The organism is Microbacterium sp., from assembly GCF_041641055.1.
GTDB lineage: Bacteria > Actinomycetota > Actinomycetes > Actinomycetales > Microbacteriaceae > Microbacterium.
Genome location: NZ_JBEPZB010000003.1, coordinates 188,530 through 207,633, shown reverse-complemented (window position 1 = coordinate 207,633; position 19,104 = coordinate 188,530). Strand labels below are relative to the sequence as shown.

General features: G+C 68.9%; 13 protein-coding genes. 7 read left to right on the top strand and 6 right to left on the bottom strand.

Translation table 11 applies throughout. The annotated features are described in order from the left end of the window. Nucleotides 1–12: 12 nt before the first annotated feature. Genes glgB through glgX form a run of 3 tightly spaced genes read right to left on the bottom strand, consistent with a single transcriptional unit; the run spans nucleotide 13 to nucleotide 6,425 of the window. Complete coding sequence (gene glgB, locus ACESK8_RS03490) at nucleotides 13–2,217, bottom strand: 1,4-alpha-glucan branching protein GlgB (protein ID WP_372967272.1); 2,205 nt, start codon at nucleotides 2,215–2,217, stop codon at nucleotides 13–15. Next, entirely contained in the window at nucleotides 2,214–4,316 is a 2,103-nt protein-coding gene (locus ACESK8_RS03485; protein WP_372967271.1) for an alpha-1,4-glucan--maltose-1-phosphate maltosyltransferase, read from the bottom strand. The genes glgB and ACESK8_RS03485 overlap by 4 nt, the downstream gene beginning before the upstream one ends. A gap of 36 nt (nucleotides 4,317–4,352) precedes the next feature. Next, nucleotides 4,353–6,425, bottom strand: a complete 2,073-nt coding sequence (glgX, locus tag ACESK8_RS03480) for a glycogen debranching protein GlgX (RefSeq protein WP_372967270.1) — start codon at nucleotides 6,423–6,425, stop codon at nucleotides 4,353–4,355. Between the two features lie 94 nt (nucleotides 6,426–6,519). On the opposite strand from glgX, the gene ACESK8_RS03475 reads away from it, so the two are divergent. From ACESK8_RS03475 to ACESK8_RS03460, 4 genes are read left to right on the top strand one after another with little or no spacing between them, the layout of a single operon-like run. Then, nucleotides 6,520–7,695 (top strand): cysteine desulfurase family protein, encoded by a 1,176-nt coding sequence (locus ACESK8_RS03475; protein ID WP_372967269.1) that lies wholly within the window; start codon nucleotides 6,520–6,522, stop codon nucleotides 7,693–7,695. Nucleotides 7,696–7,704: 9 nt separating this feature from the next. Further along, complete coding sequence (mnmA, locus tag ACESK8_RS03470; RefSeq protein ID WP_372967268.1) at nucleotides 7,705–8,802, top strand: tRNA 2-thiouridine(34) synthase MnmA; 1,098 nt, start codon at nucleotides 7,705–7,707, stop codon at nucleotides 8,800–8,802. Between the two features lie 43 nt (nucleotides 8,803–8,845). Continuing rightward, nucleotides 8,846–11,161: an NAD-dependent DNA ligase LigA gene (gene ligA / locus ACESK8_RS03465; RefSeq protein ID WP_372967267.1), complete on the top strand. Its 2,316-nt coding sequence runs from the start codon at nucleotides 8,846–8,848 to the stop codon at nucleotides 11,159–11,161. Continuing rightward, entirely contained in the window at nucleotides 11,158–11,619 is a 462-nt protein-coding gene (locus ACESK8_RS03460) for a hypothetical protein (protein WP_372967266.1), read from the top strand. Before ligA ends, ACESK8_RS03460 begins: the two co-directional genes overlap by 4 nt. A 21-nt stretch (nucleotides 11,620–11,640) precedes the next feature. Here ACESK8_RS03460 and ACESK8_RS03455 read toward each other — a convergent pair whose 3' ends face one another. The 3 genes from ACESK8_RS03455 to ACESK8_RS03445 form a co-directional block, all read right to left on the bottom strand. After that, nucleotides 11,641–12,018 (bottom strand): GNAT family N-acetyltransferase, encoded by a 378-nt coding sequence (locus tag ACESK8_RS03455; protein ID WP_372967265.1) that lies wholly within the window; start codon nucleotides 12,016–12,018, stop codon nucleotides 11,641–11,643. A gap of 84 nt (nucleotides 12,019–12,102) precedes the next feature. Then, nucleotides 12,103–13,941 carry a DEAD/DEAH box helicase gene (locus tag ACESK8_RS03450; RefSeq protein ID WP_372967264.1) on the bottom strand — a complete coding sequence of 613 codons (1,839 nt, stop codon included), beginning with the start codon at nucleotides 13,939–13,941 and terminating at the stop codon, nucleotides 12,103–12,105. Between the two features lie 47 nt (nucleotides 13,942–13,988). Next, complete coding sequence (locus ACESK8_RS03445; RefSeq protein ID WP_372967263.1) at nucleotides 13,989–15,689, bottom strand: long-chain-fatty-acid--CoA ligase; 1,701 nt, start codon at nucleotides 15,687–15,689, stop codon at nucleotides 13,989–13,991. 67 nt (nucleotides 15,690–15,756) lie between these two features. Between ACESK8_RS03445 and gatC the strand changes: the two genes are divergently transcribed. Genes gatC through gatB form a run of 3 tightly spaced genes read left to right on the top strand, consistent with a single transcriptional unit; the run spans nucleotide 15,757 to nucleotide 19,084 of the window. After that, a complete protein-coding gene (gene gatC / locus ACESK8_RS03440) occupies nucleotides 15,757–16,056 on the top strand; it encodes an Asp-tRNA(Asn)/Glu-tRNA(Gln) amidotransferase subunit GatC (RefSeq protein WP_042536743.1) in 300 nt (99 codons plus the stop codon). After that, nucleotides 16,053–17,570, top strand: a complete 1,518-nt coding sequence (gene gatA / locus ACESK8_RS03435) for an Asp-tRNA(Asn)/Glu-tRNA(Gln) amidotransferase subunit GatA (RefSeq protein WP_372967262.1) — start codon at nucleotides 16,053–16,055, stop codon at nucleotides 17,568–17,570. Before gatC ends, gatA begins: the two co-directional genes overlap by 4 nt. After that, entirely contained in the window at nucleotides 17,570–19,084 is a 1,515-nt protein-coding gene (gatB, locus tag ACESK8_RS03430; RefSeq protein WP_060925898.1) for an Asp-tRNA(Asn)/Glu-tRNA(Gln) amidotransferase subunit GatB, read from the top strand. Before gatA ends, gatB begins: the two co-directional genes overlap by 1 nt. The last annotated feature ends 20 nt before the right edge of the window (nucleotides 19,085–19,104 follow it).

Sequence of the window (19,104 nt, the reverse complement as noted above, 5' to 3'; positions counted from 1 at the left end):
GCGTCCCGGCGCTCACCCGCGGGTGATCGTCGGGACGTGCGGCTCGCCCTCGAAGCGCAGCCAGATGGTCGACAGCGCAGGGAGAGTCAGGGTCGCGGTTGCCGTGCCGCCGTCCTCGGCGTGAGCGACGACCACCCCCAGATTGCCCGAACCGCGTCCGCCGTACTCCGCGGCATCCGTGTTGAGGATCTCCTGCCAGGTGCCGACACCCGGAAGCGCCAGCCGATAGCCGCTGCGTTCCACGCCGGCGAAGTTGCTGATGACGACCAGGCGACCGCCGTGCGCATCGCGGCGCTCGAAGGCGATGACGTTCGGATCCCAGCTGGGAGCGCCCAGCCGAGAGAAGGACGATCCGTCGCTGTCGCGCTCCCAGAGCGGAGCCTGGGCACGGTAGGTGCGGTTCAGTTCGCCCACGAAGCTCTGCAGCTGGGCGTGCGAGGGCTGATCGAGCAGCCACCAATCCAGCTCTCGGGACTCTGACCATTCGGCGAGCTGACCGAACTCCTGCCCCATGAAGAGCAGCTTCTTACCGGGATGCCCCCACATGTACCCGAGGTACGCGCGCACGTTCGCGAGCTTGTGCCAGTGGTCGCCGGGCATCTTCGCCACGAGGCTGCCCTTGCCGTGAACGACCTCGTCGTGGCTGATGGGGAGCAGGTAGTTCTCGCCGAAGGCGTAGACGAACGAGAAGGTCATCTCACCCTCGTGGTGCGCGCGATACATCGGGTCGCGTTCGATGTACTGGAGCGAGTCGTTCATCCAGCCCATGTTCCACTTGAACCCGAAGCCGAGCCCTGCATGATCGGTGGGGGCTGTGACGCCCGGGAAGCTGGTGGACTCCTCGGCGATCATCAGGACACCCGGATGCAGACGATAGGCCGTCGCGTTGACCTCCTGCAGGAAGCGGATCGCCTCGAGGTTCTCCCTCCCGCCGTGGATGTTCGGCTCCCATTCGCCCTCGCGACGCGAGTAGTCGAGGTACAGCATCGAGGCGACCGCATCCACACGCAGTCCGTCGACGTGGAACTCGCTCAGCCAGAACAGGGCGTTCGCGACGAGGAAGCCGCGGACCTCGGGGCGGCCGTAGTCGAAGATCAGCGTGCCCCAGTCCTGGTGCTCGCCGCGGCGGGGGTCGGGATGCTCGTAGAGGGGCTGTCCGTCGAACCGGGCCAACGCGAACGCGTCCTTGGGGAAGTGCCCGGGCACCCAGTCCATGATGACGCCGATGCCCGCCTGGTGCAGGCGGTCGATCAGGTAGCGGAGGTCATCGGGGCTGCCGAAGCGGCTCGTGGCGGCGTAGTAGCCGCTGACCTGATACCCCCAGGAGCCTCCGAACGGATGCTCGGCGAGCGGCATGAACTCGACGTGCGTGAAGCCGGACTCGGTCACGTGGGCGATGAGCGGCTCCGCCGCGTCGCGGTAGCCGAGGCCGCCGCGCCACGACCCCAGATGCACCTCGTACACCGACAGCGGCTGGGCGACCGCGTGGGTCGCCGCACGCCGGGTCATCCAGGCTCCGTCCGACCAGGCGTAGGAGGAACGCGTCACCACGGATGCGGTCTCCGGCGGCAGCTGCGCTGCTTGCGCCATGGGATCCGCCTTGAAGATCCACGAGCCCTCGCGCGTACGGATCTGGTACTTGTAGTTGGTGCCGAGGGGGAGATCCGGGATGAAGAGCTCCCAGATCCCGCTCACGCCCATCGACCGCATCGCGTGCGCCTCGCCGTTCCACCCGTTGTGGTCGCCGGCCACACGGACAGCCGTGGCGTTCGGCGCCCAGACCGCGAAAGCGACGCCGGCGTCGCCCTGCAGGAAGCGCGGGTGCGCGCCCAGCACGTGCCACAGGCGCTCGTGACGGCCCTCCGCGATCAGGTGCAGGTCGAGGGGCCCGAGGGTCGGCTCGTGACGGTACGGATCGCCGACGACGGTCTCGTCGTCCTCGCCGTAGGCGGTGGCGAGACGGTAGGGAACCGCCGGGCCGTCGTGCTGCGCTTCCCAGATGCCGTGTGCGACGTGATGCAGCTCGAGTCTCGTGCCGTCGCCGAAGACCGCGGCCACGGACGCCGCGAGGGGGCGCCTCGCTCTGATGACGGTGACCGTGCGGTCGGTGGCGTCGGCGTGCGAGTGCGCCCCCAACACCGAATGGGGATCGTGATGCGCACCCGCGGCGACGTCGGCCCAATCGGATGAGGTCGTCGCATCTTCCACGTAGCTCATGATCGCTTCCTCACGTTCAGGATGTGCACCGGTTCGGCGAAGGCGTCGAGGCGCACGTAGTTGTGGTCGGACCAGGTCCAGACGGCGCCGGTGAGGAGGTCCTCCACCTCGAACTCCTCGCCGAGCGGGATGCCGAACACGGTCGTGTCGAGGTGCACGGTCGTCTCACGCACCGAGTGGGGATCGACGTTCGCCACCACGAGGATCGTGTCCGCGGACCCGCTTCCGGTGAACGCGGCATCCAGATGCTTGGAGTACACCAGGACCGCGTCGTCGTCGCTCCAGTGCACCGACAGGTTGCGCAGCTGCCTGAGGGCAGGATGCGCGCCCCGGATGGCGTTGAGCCGCCGCAGCAGCGGAGCCAGCGAATCGCCGGACGCCTCGGCACCCTCCCAGTCGCGGAGCTTGTACTCGTACTTCTCGTTGTCGATGTTCTCCTCGGAACCCGGACGGGCGACGTTCTCGAACAGCTCGTACCCGGCGTAGACGCCGTACACGGGAGCGGCGGTCGCTCCGATGCACGCCCGGATCCGATAGGCGGCGCGGCCGCCGAACTGCAGGTACTCCGTGAGGATGTCGTGCGTGTTCACGAAGAGGTTGGGCCGCATGTAGTCGCTGGTCTCGTGCGACACGCTCGTGAGGAACTCCTCGAGCTCGGACTTGGTGTTCCGCCAGGTGAAGTAGCTGTAGCTCTGCTGGAACCCGACCGCTGCCAGCGCCCGCATGACGGCGGGGCGGGTGAACGCCTCGGCGAGGAAGATGACGTCGGGGTCTGCCGCGTTCACGGTGGCGATGAGCCACTCCCAGAACTGCAGCGGCTTGGTGTGCGGGTTGTCGACGCGGAAGATCTTCACGCCTTCGCGCACCCAGTGCTGCACGATGCGCAGCATCTCCTGGTAGATGCCCTCCGGGTCGTTGTCGAAGTTCAGCGGATAGATGTCCTGGTACTTCTTCGGCGGGTTCTCGGCGTATGCGATGGTCCCGTCGGGCAGCGTCGTGAACCACTCAGGATGTTCGGCGACCCAGGGGTGGTCCGGCGACGCCTGCAGGGCGAGGTCCAGCGCGACCTCGAGGCCTTCGCTGCGGGCCGCCCGGATGAAGGCGCGGAAGTCGGCTGCTTTCCCGAGCTCCGGGTGGATCGCGTCATGGCCGCCCTCGGCGGCACCGATCGCGTAGGGAGACCCGGGGTCGGCGGGCTCGGCCGTGAGGGTGTTGTTGCGGCCCTTGCGGTTCGTCGTGCCGATCGGGTGGATCGGCACGAGGTAGATGACGTCGAACCCCATGGCGGCGACCGCCGGCAGGCGCTTCGCCGCCGTGCGGAAGGTGCCGCTCCTGATCGTGCCGTCCTTGAGCCGTCTCGCGCCCTCGGAGCGGGGGAAGAACTCGTACCAGGCGCCGACGCCTGCGGCCGTGCGCTCCACCCGCAGCGGGTGGGCGACAGACACGGAGCGGAGCGAGGTCAGCGGGCGCTCGGCGAAGATCGTGGCGAGCTCCGGGTCCGTCGACAGGGCGGTCGTCGTCGCGGCGTCGCCGTCGCGCAGCGATTCTGCGGCGGCAGCGAGCCGGCGGCGCTGGGGGAGCGGTCGGTCCTTCTCCGCGGCTGCGCGCACGAGCAGCTCCGCGCCCAGAGCCGCCATGATCGGCACATCCACGCCGGCCGCCACCTTCACCTCGGCGGCATGCGCCCAGGTAGCGAAATCGTCGGAGAAGGCCTCGAAGCGGAAAGACCACTCGCCCTGCAGGTCGATCGCGAGCTCGGTGCGCCAGCGATCCGTGCCGTCCAGGAGAGGTGTCAGGCGGTGCAGCGAGTCCTCGCCGTCCGGCGATGTCAGCCGAAGCTGCACTCCGATGAGGTCGTGGCCCTCGCGGAACGCGACGACGCTGAACGGCACGACCTCGCCGACGAACGCCTTCGGGGGGAAGCCTCCCGGGGCCTGCGGCGTGGCGTTCAGCAGCGGTATGCGCGTGGCCCGCAGGTCGTCACCGTCCGACACGGCACCGAGGGGGCGCAGCGGGATCTGGGCGGGGCTCCGGAGAGCCTTCGGACGGGTACTGCTCGTGCGTGCGGCCACCCCCCGAATGTACCGTGAGCGGGGCATGGCGGGTAGCGCGCGGCGGCTGCGGCGCGCCGCCTCTCACTCCACCCGGAAGAGGCGCATCGAGGTGCCGGGGATCGGCAGGATGTCACCGGGCGCGAACACCTCTCCGCCGTCGCCTGGACGTTCATCGGCACTCGACCAGAGAGACACGAACCGGGTCGCATCCTCGATCTCATCCGGCAGCCGCACGTCGATCGGCGACTCCGTGCCGTGCACGATGAGCAGGATGCGGTTGGCAGCCTCCCGGTCAGGAGTGGAGGCCGCGACGTACTGCAGTGTGCGGTTGCCGGGGTCCGCCCACTGCTCGCTGTCCATCGTCTCGCCGTTCTGGTCGAACCAGTCCATGACGGAGGCGTTGGGGATGTGCTCGCCGAGTCTGGCGTACCGGCTCGGCCGCAGCGCGGGGTTCTCGGAACGCAGGCGGATCAGCCGGGTGACGTGGGCGCGGAGATCGTCCTGCCACGGCTCGTTCTCCCAGCCGAGCCAGGTCATCGCCGAATCCTGCGCGTAGGCGTTGTTGTTGCCGCGCTGGGTGCGACCGACCTCGTCCCCTGCCGTCATCATCGGGATGCCCGCCGAGAGCAGCAGAGTGCCGAGCAGGTTGCGCATCGCTTTGCGTCGGGCGGCGAGGATCGCGGGATCGTCGGTCGGGCCCTCCACGCCGTGGTTGAAGGCGCGGTTCATGTCGGCGCCGTCGCGGTTCTGCTCGCCGTTGGCCTCGTTGTGCTTGACGTCGTAGGAGACGAGGTCGTGCAGCGTGAATCCGTCGTGCGCCGTGACGAAGTTGATGCTCGCGAGCGGTCCCCGCTCGTCCGCGAAGGTGTTCGACGAGCCGGCCAGACGGGTCGCGAACCCGCCGATACCGACCGGGGCGGAGGCACGACGGGCGTAGTCGATGTCGCTCAGCCAGAAGTTGCGGACGCGATCGCGGTAGCGGTCGTTCCACTCATGCCAGCCGTGCGGGAAGTTGCCGGTCTGCCAGCCGCCGAGTCCGACGTCCCACGGCTCGGCGATCAGCTTGGTCTCGCTCAGGATCGGATCGTTCGAGATCGACGTCAGCAGCGGATGCTCCGGCGTATAGGTGTGGGAGCCGTCGCGGGCGATGGCGGTCGCGAGATCGAAGCGGAAGCCGTCGATCTGCATCTCCTGCGCCCAGTAGCGCAGCGAGTCGAGCACGAGCCGGGCACCGGCATCCGTCGAGGTGTCCAGAGTGTTGCCGCAGCCGGTGGTGTCGATGTACGCCCCCGATGCGTCCTGGCGGTAGTAGCTCGCGTTGTCGATGCCGCGCAGGCTCGATCGCGGACCGCCGAGCCCTTCCTCCGACGTGTGGTTGTAGACGACGTCGAGGATGACTTCCAGTCCAGCCTCGTGCAGGAGTCGGACCATGCCCTTGAACTCCGCGAGCACGGCCTCAGGTCCGCCCTTACGGGCCTCCTCCGTGGCGTACGCGGTGTGCGGCGTGAAGAAGTTGAGCGTGTTGTAGCCCCAGTAGTTCGTGAGACCACGCTCGAGGAGGCGGGGCTCCGGGACGAAGGCGTGCACGGGCAGGAGCTCGATGGAGGTGATGCCGAGCGAGTGGAAGTACTCGATCATGGCGGGATGCGCGAGGCCCGCGTAGGTGCCGTGCAGCGCGGGAGGCACATCGGGCTGGCGTTTGGTGAGGCCCTTGAGGTGCCCCTCGTAGATCACGGTCCGGTCGAGAGGGATGCGCGGCTTGGCCGAATCGCCCCAGTCGAAGCCGTCGACGATCACGACGGATCGCCATTCCTCGTAGCCGTCGCCCTGCGCGAGGCCGCGCGCGTACGGGTCGAGGAGCAGGGTCTGCGGGTTGAACGTGTTGCCGGGGCCGTGAGGGCCGCCGACGCGGATCGCGTAGCGGGTGCCGGGCTGCAGGAGAGGTGTCGTGACCTCCCAGACGCCGCCGGGAAGGCGCTCGAGGTCGGCTTGGTCGATGACCCAGTCGAGGTCGGTGGCATCGAAGACGACCAGCTCGATCGACGAGGCGTTCTGCGACCACACGCGGAGTGTTCCGACGCCGTCGTGCAGGCGGACGCCGAGGTTGTCGAGTGCAGTACCGCCGGGCACGGTGATGTCTCGGATCGCGGGCATGAGTACACAATAGGGGGCTGCGCCCTGGTCTCAGGACACGTCGCACTCAGTTCCATGTGCGCCCGACACGCGCGAAATGGGGGAGAGTGGAAGGATGCAGCACTATCTCGATCACGCAGCCACGACGCCGCTGCGTCCGGAGGCGCGTGAGGCGTGGCTGATGGCGAGCGAGATCGTCGGGAACGCCTCGTCGACGCACGGCGCGGGTCAGGACGCCCGACGCCTGCTCGAGGAGTCGCGCGAGCGCGCAGCGGCGGTCCTCGGATGCGATCCGATCGAGGTCGTCTTCACGTCCGGAGGCACGGAGTCGATCAACCTGGCGCTCCAGGGCCTGTGGAGCGCGCGCCCGCAGGGAACCGACGCGATCGTGATGCCGGATGCCGAGCACCACGCGACCATGGACACCGTCGCCGCGCTCATCGAGGCAGGGGCAGTCCTTCGAGCAGTGCCTGTCTCGCGTACCGCGGCGATCGACACCGACGCCTTCGCGGCGAGCCTGCCCGGCGCGGCGCTGGCCACCGCGCTCGTCGCCAACAACGAAGCGGGAACCGTCAACGACGCGGCGTCTCTGGCCGCGTCAGCCGCAGCAGCCCGAGTACCACTTCACCTCGATGCGGTGTCGGCGCTCGGACACCTGCCGCTGTCGTTCCGCGCTCTGCGTGGCGAGGCCGCTGCGGGTTCGGGTCTCGTGGCGCTCAGCGTCGCCGGCCACAAGATCGGCGCACCGGTCGGAATCGGGGCTCTCGTGACCGCCCGCACAGCGCGCCTCACCGGACTCCTGCGGGGAGGGGCACAGCAGCGCGGTCTGCGTGCCGGCACCCAGGACGTCGCGGGTGCCGCCGCATTCGCCACGGCTCTCGAGCTGGCGGAGGCGGAGCGTGCCACGGAGTCGTCGCGGCTCGTCACGATGCGAGAGCGTCTCGTCGACGGCATCCTGTCGCGGGTGCCGACGGCCGAGCTGCTCGGCGACCGCGCGAACAGGCTCCCCGGCAACGCGCATCTTCTGTTTCCCGACGCCGTGGGGGAGAGCCTGCTGTTCCTCCTCGACATGGCGGGGATCGCCGCGTCCACCGGCTCGGCGTGTCAAGCGGGGGTCGCCGAGCCGTCGCACGTCGTGATGGCGATGGGACGCAGCGAGCAGGATGCGCGCAGCGTGCTGCGCTTCTCGCTCGGTCGTACATCCACCGATGCCGACGTCGATGCGGTCCTCGACGCGATCGCCGAGGCGTACGCCCGGGCATCCGGCTCCGGCTCAGCCGCGCGCTCGTAGACTGGAGCCATGAGAATCCTTGCGGCCATGAGCGGTGGAGTGGACTCCGCCGTCGCCGCCGCTCGCGCGGTCGAGGCCGGACACGACGTCGTCGGCGTGCACCTCGCCCTGTCCCGCGCCGGCGGGACGCTGCGCACGGGAAGCCGCGGCTGCTGCACGATCGAGGATGCGCTCGACGCGCGTCGCGCGGCCGACCTCCTCGGCATCCCCTTCTATGTGTGGGATTTCTCGGAGCGGTTCCGCGAGGACGTGATCGCCGACTTCGTCTCGGAGTACCAGGCAGGTCGTACCCCGAATCCGTGCATGCGCTGCAACGAGAAGATCAAGTTCGCGGCGCTCCTCGAGCGTGCGATCGAGCTGGGCTTCGACGCCGTCTGCACGGGGCACTACGCGACCCTCGTGCCGACCGATGCGGGGCTCGAGCTGCACCGCGCCGCCGACAATGCGAAGGACCAGTCGTACGTCCTCGGAGTCCTCACCGCCGAGCAGCTCGCTCACACGTACTTCCCGCTCGGCACCACGCCGTCGAAGGCCGTGGTGCGGGCGGAGGCCGCAGAGCGCGGGCTGACGGTCGCACAGAAGCCGGACAGCCACGACATCTGCTTCATCCCCGACGGCGACACGCGCGGCTGGCTCGCCGAGAAGGTCGGCACCGCCACCGGCGAGATCGTCGATCGTGAGGGAGCCGTCGTCGGATCGCACGAGGGAGCTCATGCGTTCACCGTCGGGCAGCGCCGTGGCCTCAAGCTCGGGGTGCCGGCGGCAGACGGCAAGCCCCGTTTCGTCCTCGAGGTCCGACCGGTGACCAACACGGTCGTCGTCGGCCCGAAGGAGGCACTGGCGACACGCGAGATCTCTGGCGCACGGTTCAGCTGGGCCGGTGCCGCGCCGGTCGACGCCGAGTTCGAGTGCGAGGTGCAGATCCGCGCGCACTCCGAGCCTGAACGTGCGACGGCGTACGTGGAGCCCGACGGCGTGAGGGTGGTGCCGGAGCGGCCGCTCGACGGTGTCGCGCCCGGACAGACGGCCGTGCTCTACGTGGGGACACGAGTCCTCGGTCAATTCACGATCGACCGCACGGTGTCCGCCGTGCCCGTCGACGCGTAGGGCGCTCCCACGCGATGTCGGCGCCCGCTCGTAGACTGGCGGGGTGCCGGAGAACATCTCGCTGGAAGACGCCCGTGTCGAGGCAGAAGAACTGACGACCCGCATCCTCGAGGCGAAGGACGCCTACTACGGACGCGACACCTCTCTCGTCGACGACTCCACCTACGACGGGTGGATGCACCGCCTCGAAGAGCTGGAGCGCCTGCATCCCGAGCTGCAGGGCCAGGATTCACCCACGCAGATGGTGGGAGCAGCTGAGGCGACGGGCCTCGCGACGATCGAGCACGCCGAGCGGATGCTGAGCCTCGACAACGTCTTCTCCCTCGAAGAACTCACGGAGTGGGCGGCGAAGACTCGAGCCTCTGCGGGGCGCGACGTGGACTGGCTCACCGAGCTGAAGATCGACGGCCTCGCGATCAACCTGCGCTATGAGAACGGCAGGCTGACGTCCGCGGCGACACGGGGTGACGGCCGGGTCGGCGAGATCGTCACCGAGAATGCGCTGCGGCTGCCTGAGATCCCGCTCCAGCTCGACGGCACGGGCCACCCGCCGATCGTCGAGGTCCGTGGCGAGGTGTTCATCCCGGTCGCCGCCTTCGAACGCCTCAATGCCGCGCAGGCCGAGTTCCGCGAGCGGGCGTACGCCGACGCGCTCGACCGGTGGGAGAAGAGGGGCGGCGTCAAGAAGCCCTTCGAGGAGGAGAAGGCGCGATCCGCCGCGGCTCGACGGTTCCCCTCGTTCGCCAACCCGCGCAACGCCGCGAGTGGGGGCCTGCGACAGCAGATCGAGAAGAAGAACGGGCTCGAGCTCGAAGCGGGGATGCTGCGCATCGAGTCGCTCGCGCTCTACGTGCACGGCATCGGCGCCTGGGAGAACCCGCCGGTCGCGGCGCAGAGCCAGGTGTACGAGAAGCTGGCCGAGTGGGGCCTCCCGACGAGCCCGCATACGAAGGTCTGCACGAGCATCGATGAGGTCGCGGCCTTCGTCGAGTACTACGGCGAGCACCGGCACGACATCGAGCACGAGCTCGACGGAATCGTCGTGAAGGTCGACGAGCTCTCGCTGCACGACGAGCTCGGAGCGACGAGCCGCGCCCCGCGCTGGGCGATCGCGTACAAGTACCCGCCGGAAGAGGTGCAGACGAAGCTCCTCGACATCGTCGTGTCCGTCGGCCGGACGGGGCGGGCCACGCCCTTCGCGGTGATGGCACCTGCTCAGGTCGCGGGATCCGTGGTGCGCCAGGCCACCCTGCACAACAAGGACGTCGTGAAGGCGAAGGGCGTGCTGATCGGCGACACCGTGGTCCTGCGCAAGGCCGGCGACGTCATCCCTGAGGTCCTCGGACCGGTCGTCGAGAAGCGCGACGGCACCGAGCGCGAGTTCGTGATGCCCGAGGTGTGCCCCGAGTGCGGCACACCGTTGCGACCGATGAAGGAGGGCGACATCGACCTCCGCTGCCCCAATGCGCGCTCGTGCCCTGCACAGGTGCGCGGTCGGGTCGAGCACATCGGCTCGCGCGGTGCTCTCGACATCGAGGCGCTGGGCGAGGTGACGGCCGCAGCGCTGACCCAGCCGACCACGCCGGCCGATCCGCCGCTCGAGACCGAAGCGGGGCTGTTCGCTCTGACCCTCGAGGAGATCGTGCCGATCGAGGTGGTCGTGCGCGACGCCGAGACCGGTCTGCCGAAGGAAGACGACGACGGCGTCGTCAAGACGCGCGCGCCCTTCCGCCGCAACCCCACGGCTGCCGAGAAGAAGTCGGGCCTCGAAGGACCCCAGCCGTCATCTCAGGCGCTCACGCTGCTCGCCGAACTCGAGAAGGCGAAGACCAAGGACCTCTGGCGGCTGCTCGTCTCCCTCAACATCCGCCATGTCGGCCCGGTCGCCGCTCGCGCCCTCGCCCAGTGGTTCGGATCCCTCGATGCGATCCGCCGCGCGTCGCGCGACGAGCTGGCCGCGGTCGAAGGGGTGGGCGGCATCATCGCCGATTCTCTCCTCGCGTGGTTCGAGGTCGATTGGCATCAGGAGATCGTGCGTCGGTGGGAAGCCGCGGGTGTGCAGTGGGCGACGCCCGGGCATCCGGGGCCAGGGGCCGCTGTCGTCGAAGGGGGCGTGCTGGACGGGCTCACCGTGGTCGCGACGGGCTCGCTCGAGGGGTACACCCGCGACGGCGCGCAGGAGGCGATCATCCAGGCGGGTGGCAAGGCCGCGTCCAGCGTCTCCAAGAAGACCGACTTCGTCGCGGCAGGGCCTGGCGCGGGTTCCAAGCTCGCCAAGGCGGAGGAGCTCGGCATCCGGATCCTCGATGCCGCCCAGTTCCACATCCTCGTGACCGAAGGACCGGACGCTCTGGGATGAAGCGCTACGGACCGTTGATCGCCGTCCCGGGGGCCCTCGCCGTCGGCGACCCCGGTCGACACCATCTCCGGCTGACGCCGGACGCCGTGCTGTTCAGGCAGGGCGCGGAGAACACCGGGATCGTGGCGTGGGCGCAGGTGGAGCGGATCCTCCTCGACGTTCCGACGACGCGGTTCCGGCTTCCCGGACTGGTCAGCACGATCCTGCTCGGTGCGCTGACGTTCGTGACGGTGTCGGACATCGACGCCGACCCTGATGACGGCTCGATCTCGGTCGTCATCGACGGCGAACGGCGCACATCCCCGTTGAGCCGTCATCACGTCGGCGGCTATTGGGCTCCGACGGTAGAGGGCGCCCACCGGCTGCTACAGCACCTGATCGATAATCCTGATCAGCGGAGGCTCGTCGCCAAGCCGGAAGCGCTCGTCGACGTCGCTGCCGCACTCGCCAGGGCGTGACCGCGCAGACCCTCCGCGGCTCTACCCCTCTGCCATGTACTGCATGAGCTTCGCGGATCCTCTGAATCCCAGGCGCGTGTAGACAGGTACGGCCTGCTCGCTCGAATGCACGGTGATCCTCGTCGCGCCGGAGTCCACTGCATGTCTCCGCGCCGCCTCGATGAGCGCCGAGCCGAGGCCGGCATCGCGATACTCGGGCATGACGAAGACGCTCTGGATGTCCGCCGAAAGCCGAGGGCCCGTACCCGGACTCGGCGTTCGGTGCACCAAAGCGACCCACGCAGCCCCGACGACCGTCGCGTCATCAGAGCGGGCGACGAACGCGAAGTGCGTCTCCCGATGCGAGTCCCACCACGCGGAGAGGTCACCCTCGAAGGCGGCCAGAGCACGATCCGTCACCGGGTCGGCTGAGCGATCGACCCACCTCAAGCGTGCCAGATCGCGGACATCCGCTGATCCGGCGCGCTCGATCCGCACGTCGGCTCAGGCCTTGTGGCGGGGCTTGCGGAAGGGCTTCTCGGACCGCTCGTCGCTGCGGGCGGAACGGTCGTCACGGTCCTGACGCGGACGCTCGTATCGGTCATCCCGCGAACCGGAGTCGCGAGGCCCGCCGCTGCGTCGGCCTGCCGGCCCACGGTCCGGCTTGATCTCGATCAGACGGCCCGAGATGCGGGTGTCCTTGAGCTTGTCCAGCACGGACGAGTCGAGGTTCGCGGGCAGCTCGACGACCGTGAAGTCCGGGCGGATGTTGATCGCGCCGAAGTCGTCGCGCCCGAGGCCGCCCTCGTTCGCGAGTGCACCCACGATCTGACGGGGCTCGACGCGATGACGGCGTCCCACCTCGATGCGGTACGGCTTGTAGTCGCCCCGACCGCGGCGCTCACGCGGCTCGCGGGTCTCGCGGCGGTCGCGGGTGTTGCCCTCGCGCGGCGGGCGGTTGTCGTACTCGACCGCCTTCGACAACGGGTCGTCCGCCGGGTCGAGCAGCAGGGGAGTGTCGCCCTGGGCGACGACGGCGAGCGCCGCAGCGACATCCGCCTCGGGCACATCGTGGTTGCGCACGTAGTGGTCGATGATGTCGCGGAACTTCTCGATGCGCGAGGCATCGCCCAGCGCGCTCGTGATGGCGTCATCGAAACGGGCGAGACGTGTGGTGTTCACGTCGTCCAGGCTCGGCAGCTGCATCTGCGTGGGCGCCTGTCGCGTCGCCTTCTCGATCGACTTGAGCAGGTAGCGCTCGCGCGGCGTGATGAAGCTGATCGCATCTCCGGTACGTCCGGCACGGCCCGTGCGACCGATGCGGTGCACGTACGACTCGGTGTCGGTGGGGATGTCGAAGTTGATGACGTGGCTGATGCGCTCGACGTCGAGGCCACGGGCGGCGACATCGGTCGCGACGAGGATGTCGAGCTTGCTCGCCTTGAGCTGGTTCACGCTGCGTTCGCGCTGCACCTGGGGCACGTCGCCGTTGATCGCCGCGGCCGAGTATCCGCGAGCCCGCAGCTTCTCCGCCAGCGTCTCGGTCTCGTTCTTCGTGCGGACGAACACGATCATCCCGTCGAAGTTCTCGACCTCGAGGATGCGGGTGAGGGCATCGACCTTCTGCGCGTACGAGACCACGAGGTAGCGCTGCGTGATGTTCGTGCCGGTGGCGGTCTTCGACTTGATGCTGATCTCTTCGGGCTCACGCAGGTACCTCTGTGCGAGGCGGCGGATCTGCGGAGGCATCGTGGCGGAGAACAGGGCGACCTGCTTCTCCTCCGGCGTCTGGGCGAGGATCTGCTCGACGTCTTCGGCGAAGCCCATCTTCAGCATCTCGTCCGCCTCGTCGAGGACCAGGTACTGCAGCTGCGACAGGTCGAGCGTGCCCTTGGCGAGGTGGTCCATGATGCGACCGGGGGTTCCCACGATCACGTGGACACCGCGACGCAGTGCCGACAGCTGCACGCCGTAGCCCTGTCCGCCGTAGACGGGGAGGACGTGCACGCCCTTCATCTTCGACGCGTACGACTCGAACGCCTCGCAGACCTGCAGGGCGAGCTCGCGGGTCGGCGCGAGCACGAGTGCCTGCGGCGTCTTCTGCGAGACGTCGAGGCGCTCGAGGACGGGGAGCGCGAAGGCCGCGGTCTTTCCCGTGCCGGTCTGAGCCATGCCGACGACGTCCCGCCCCGACAGGAGGGTCGGGATGGTGGCGGCTTGGATGGGGGAGGGGGTCTCGTAGCCGAGGTCCTTGATGGCCTTGAGGACGGGGCCGGTGATACCGAGCTCCTCGAATCCGGGGGTCTCGGGGGCGTCGGTGGGCACAGCGTCTTCAGGAGTCACTGACCAAGGGTAGCGCGTCGCGGGTTGCCCCGCCTGTGAGGGCGCCCTCAGGCGTCGGTGGTCAGAGCCAGCAGTCTGTCCTTCACCTGCCTCCTCAGCACCTTCCCGATCAGCGACGTGGGCAGCTCGTCGACGACGAAGATGCGCCGCGGGACCTTATAGGGGGTCAGGATGCTGCGCGCGTACTCACGGATCGCCTCCACGTCGACGTCGGCGTCGCCGTCCACCACGATGGCGGCCACGACCTCCTCGCCGGAGTGATCGCTCGGCAGGCCGACCACGGCGGCATCCGAGACCTGAGGATGCTGACGCAGCGCGCTCTCGACCTCTGTCGGTGCGACGTTGAAACCGCCCGTGATGATGAGCTCCTTGATGCGATCCACGATCCGGATGAAACCGGCCTCGTCGACGGTCACGATGTCTCCGGTGCGGAACCACCCGTCCACGAACACGGCCTCCGTCTCCTCCGGTTTCCCGTAGTAGCCGCCGAAGACCTGTGGTCCGCGCACCAGCAGCTCGCCGGCAGAGCCCTCGTCGACATCGACGGTCGGGTTCTCCGGGTCGACCACACGGCATTCGGTCCCTGGCAGGGGGAGGCCGACCGTGCCGGGGACCCGATTGTCGGCGACCGGATTGGCCATCAGCACGGGAGAGCATTCGCTCAGTCCGTACCCCTCGACGAGGAAGCCGTGGGTCGCCGCCTCGAACGGCACGACCAGCTCGTGCGGCAGAGCCATCGCCCCGGAGATCGCCACCTCGATCCCGTCGAGCGACACGCCCTTCGCGTTCGCCGCTGCGAGGAGCCGATCGGCGATCGGCGGCACGAGGGGCAGGAACGTCGCGGGGTGCTTCTTCATCACGTCCAGGACGAGGTCCGGATCGAACTTCGGGAACAGCACGAGCCGCGCACCCATCGACATCGCGAAGGTGAGGCAGAGCGTGAGGCCGTACGCATGGAACATCGGCAGCACGGCGTAGACCACGCAGCCCTTGCCGCGCTGGATCGAGGGCACCCACGCCTGGGACTGAGCGGCGTTGGCGAGCAGATTGCGATGCGTGAGTGCCGCCCCCTTGGGCGCGCCGGTGGTGCCGGAGGTGTACTGGATGATCGCGAGGTCATCGGTGCCGGGGCTCGGGTGGGTCGCCGGGAGCGGAGCGCTCTGCACGAGGGAGTCCCAGGTGATGGTGCCCCGGACGCGTTCCGTGAGCGCAGCCCGCGACTCGCGCGCCTTGGCCACCGGCAGACGCAGGGCCACCCTGGTCAGGAAGGGCATCGCGCGGGTGACATCGACCGAGACGAGTGTCGTCACGGCGAGGTCGGCGGGGAACTCCTGCACGGTGGCGACGACCTTGTTCCAGACGATCGCGTGCTTCGCGCCGTGGTCCTCGAACTGTTTGCGGAGCTCTCGCGGCGTGTACAGCGGGTTGTGCTCGACGACGACCGCCCCGAGTCGGAGCACGGCGTAGAAGGCGACGATGTGCTGCGGGCAGTTCGGCAGCACGATCGCCACGGGATCGCCCGGTCGGACGCCCTGTGCGCGCAGACCCGCGGCGGCACGGTCGATGGCCTCCTGCAGCTGCGCGTAGGTCGTCTCGCGACCGAAGAACTGCAGGGCGGGGGCATCCGGATAGTCGCGCGCGGAGGCGGCGACGATGTCGATCAGTGATCCGGAGACGGGAGCGAGGTCCTGCGGCACGCCGTCGGCGTAGCTGGAGACCCACGGGCGAGGAGGCGTGTACGAGCTCACCCGCCCAGCATAGGGCGGGGTGGTTCAGGCTGCGGGACGGAACGGGCACGGCAACTAGACTGGGGGCGTGTCTGAAATCACCCCTGATCTTGTGCGCCATCTCGGCGTGCTCGCGCGCATCCAGCTCAACGACGACGAGGTGACGAGGCTCACGGGCCAGCTCGACGCCATCGTCGACAACATCGCGAAGGTGTCTGAGGTCGCAAGTCCCGACGTCGCCGCGACGAGTCATCCGATCCCGCTGAGCAACGTCTACCGTCCCGATGTCGTGGGAGAGACGCTCACCCACGAGCAGGTGCTCCAGAACGCGCCGGACCAGGCGGACGGCCGGTTCCGCGTCACCGCGATCCTGGGAGAAGAGCAGTGAGCGACATCATTCGCATGACCGCGGCGGAGCTCGCCGACAAGCTCGCGAGCCGCGAGATCTCGAGCGTCGAGGCCACTCGCGCCCACCTCGACCGCATCGCCGCCGTCGACGGCGACGTGCACGCGTTCCTGCACGTGAACGAAGGCGCGCTCGATGCTGCGGCAGCTGTCGACGCACAGCGCGCGGCGGGGGAGCAGCTCGGCCCGATCGCCGGGGTACCGCTCGCCATCAAGGACGTCCTGGTCACCACCGACCAGCCCACCACGAGCGGGTCACGGATCCTCGAGGGGTACCGCTCGCCGTACGACGCCACGGTGGTCGCGCGATCCCGTGCTGCGGGGCTCATCCCGCTCGGCAAGACCAACATGGACGAGTTCGCGATGGGCTCCTCCACCGAGCACTCGGCGTACGGCCCCACCCGCAACCCGTGGGACCTCGACCGCATCCCCGGCGGGTCCGGCGGAGGTTCCGCCGCAGCGGTCGCCGCCTTCGAAGCGCCTCTGGCCCTCGGCTCCGACACGGGAGGCTCGATCCGCCAGCCCGCGCATGTCACGGGCACTGTGGGTGTGAAGCCGACCTACGGCGGCGTCAGCCGGTACGGCGCGATCGCACTGGCTTCGAGCCTCGACCAGGTGGGTCCGGTCACGCGCACCGTGCTCGACGCCGGACTGCTGCACGACGCGATCGGCGGCCACGATCCGAAGGACTCCACGTCGCTGCGCGACCAGTGGCCCTCGTTCGCCGACGCCGCCCGCGAGGGCTCCCGCGGAGAGGTGCTCAAGGGGCTCAAGGTCGGAGTGATCCGCGAGCTCCCGGACAGCGGCTTCCAGCAGGGCGTCGCGGAGTCGTTCCGCAGTGCGCTCGCGCTCATGGAGGCGCAGGGTGCGGAGATCGTCGAGATCGGCGCCCCGCATTTCGAGTACGGCGTGGCGGCGTACTACCTGATCCTCCCCGCCGAGGCCTCCAGCAACCTGGCGAAGTTCGACTCGGTGCGCTTCGGCCTCCGCGTCACCCCGGACGGCAACCCCACCGTCGAGGACGTCATGTCCGCGACGCGGGATGCCGGCTTCGGCGATGAGGTGAAGCGCCGCATCATCCTCGGCACGTACGCCTTGTCTGCCGGATACTACGACGCGTACTACGGCAGCGCGCAGAAGGTGCGCACCCTCATCCAGCAGGACTTCGCGAACGCCTTCGCCGACGTCGACGTCATCGCGACGCCCTCGGCACCGACGACCGCATTCAAGATCGGCGAGAAGATCGACGACCCGCTGCAGATGTACCTCAACGACATCACGACCATCCCGGTGAACCTCGCCGGCGTGCCCGGCATCTCGATCCCTAGCGGTCTGGCCGCGGAGGACGGGCTGCCTGTCGGCATCCAGTTCATCGCTCCGGCACGGGAGGACGCGCGGCTCTACAAGGTCGGGGCGGCCGTCGAGACGCTGCTGGTCGATTCGTGGGGAGCGCCGCTCCTCACGCGTGCACCCCAGCTCGTGGGAGGGACCCGCTGATGGCCACCGCCAAGCTCATGGACTTCGACAAGGCGCTGGAGCTGTTCGAGCCCGTACTCGGGTTCGAGGTGCACGTCGAGCTCAACACACACACGAAGATGTTCTCCGACGCGCCGAACCCGGCGCACGAGCTTTACCACGCCGCGGAGCCGAACACCCTGATCGCACCCGTCGACCTCGGACTGCCGGGTTCCCTGCCGGTGGTCAACGAGACCGCGATCCGCTCGTCGATCAGCCTCGGCCTCGCGCTCGGCTGCTCGATCGCCCCGTCGAGTCGCTTCGCGCGGAAGAACTACTTCTACCCGGACCTCGGCAAGAACTATCAGATCTCCCAGTACGACGAGCCGATCGCCTTCGAGGGATCGGTCGAGGTCGAGCTGGAAGACGGCACCATCGTGCAGATCCCGATCGAGCGGGCGCACATGGAGGAGGACGCGGGCAAGCTGACTCACATGGGTGGTGCCACCGGGCGCATCCAGGGCGCGGAGTACTCGCTCGTCGACTACAACCGTGCGGGCGTCCCGCTCGTCGAGATCGTCACGAAGACGATCTTCGGCACCGAGCACCGGGCGCCCGAGGTCGCCAAGGCGTATGTCGCGACCATCCGTGACATCGTGCGCAGCCTCGGAATCTCGGAGGCACGTCTCGAGCGCGGAAACCTGCGCTGCGATGCGAACGTCTCCCTCCGCCCTCGCGGCCAGGAGAAGCTCGGCACGCGCACCGAGACGAAGAACGTCAACTCGATGCGCTCCGTCGAGCGCGCGGTGCGGTACGAGATCCAGCGTCAGGCGCAGATCCTCGCCGACGGCGGCACCATCACGCAGGAGACCCGGCACTGGCACGAGGACACCGGCACGACCTCGCCGGGGCGTCCGAAGTCGGATGCCGATGACTACCGCTACTTCCCCGAGCCCGACCTGCTCCCCGTGGAGCCAGCGGCCGAGCTGATCGAGGAGCTGCGGGCGCAGCTTCCGGAGCAGCCCGTCGCTCGCCGTCGTCGGCTGATGACGGAGTGGGGATTCACCGACCTCGAGTTCCAGGACGTGCGCAACGGAGGCCTCCTCGACGTCGTCGAGGCGACCATCGTCGCCGGAGCCACGCCCGCGACCGCGCGCAAGTGGTGGACAGGTGAGATCACCCGCCTGGCGAACGCGCAGGAGAAGGATGCCACCGAGCTGGTGTCGCCCGAGAACGTCGCCGCGGTGCAGAAGCTCGTCGACGCCGGCACGCTGACCGACAAGCTCGCCCGACAGGTGCTCGAGGGTGTCATCGCTGGAGAGGGCACGCCTCAGGAGGTCGTGGACAGCCGCGGGCTGGCCGTCGTCTCGGACGACGGCGCGCTGATCGCCGCCATCGACGACGCTCTCGCCGCACAGCCCGACGTGCTCGCGAAGATCAAGGACGGCAAGGTCCAGGCCGCCGGTGCCGTGATCGGCGCCGTGATGAAGGCCATGAAGGGTCAGGCGGACGCCGCTCGCGTCCGGGAGCTCGTGCTGGAGCGCGCTGCGCAGTGACAGCGTCCCCCTGGCCTCAT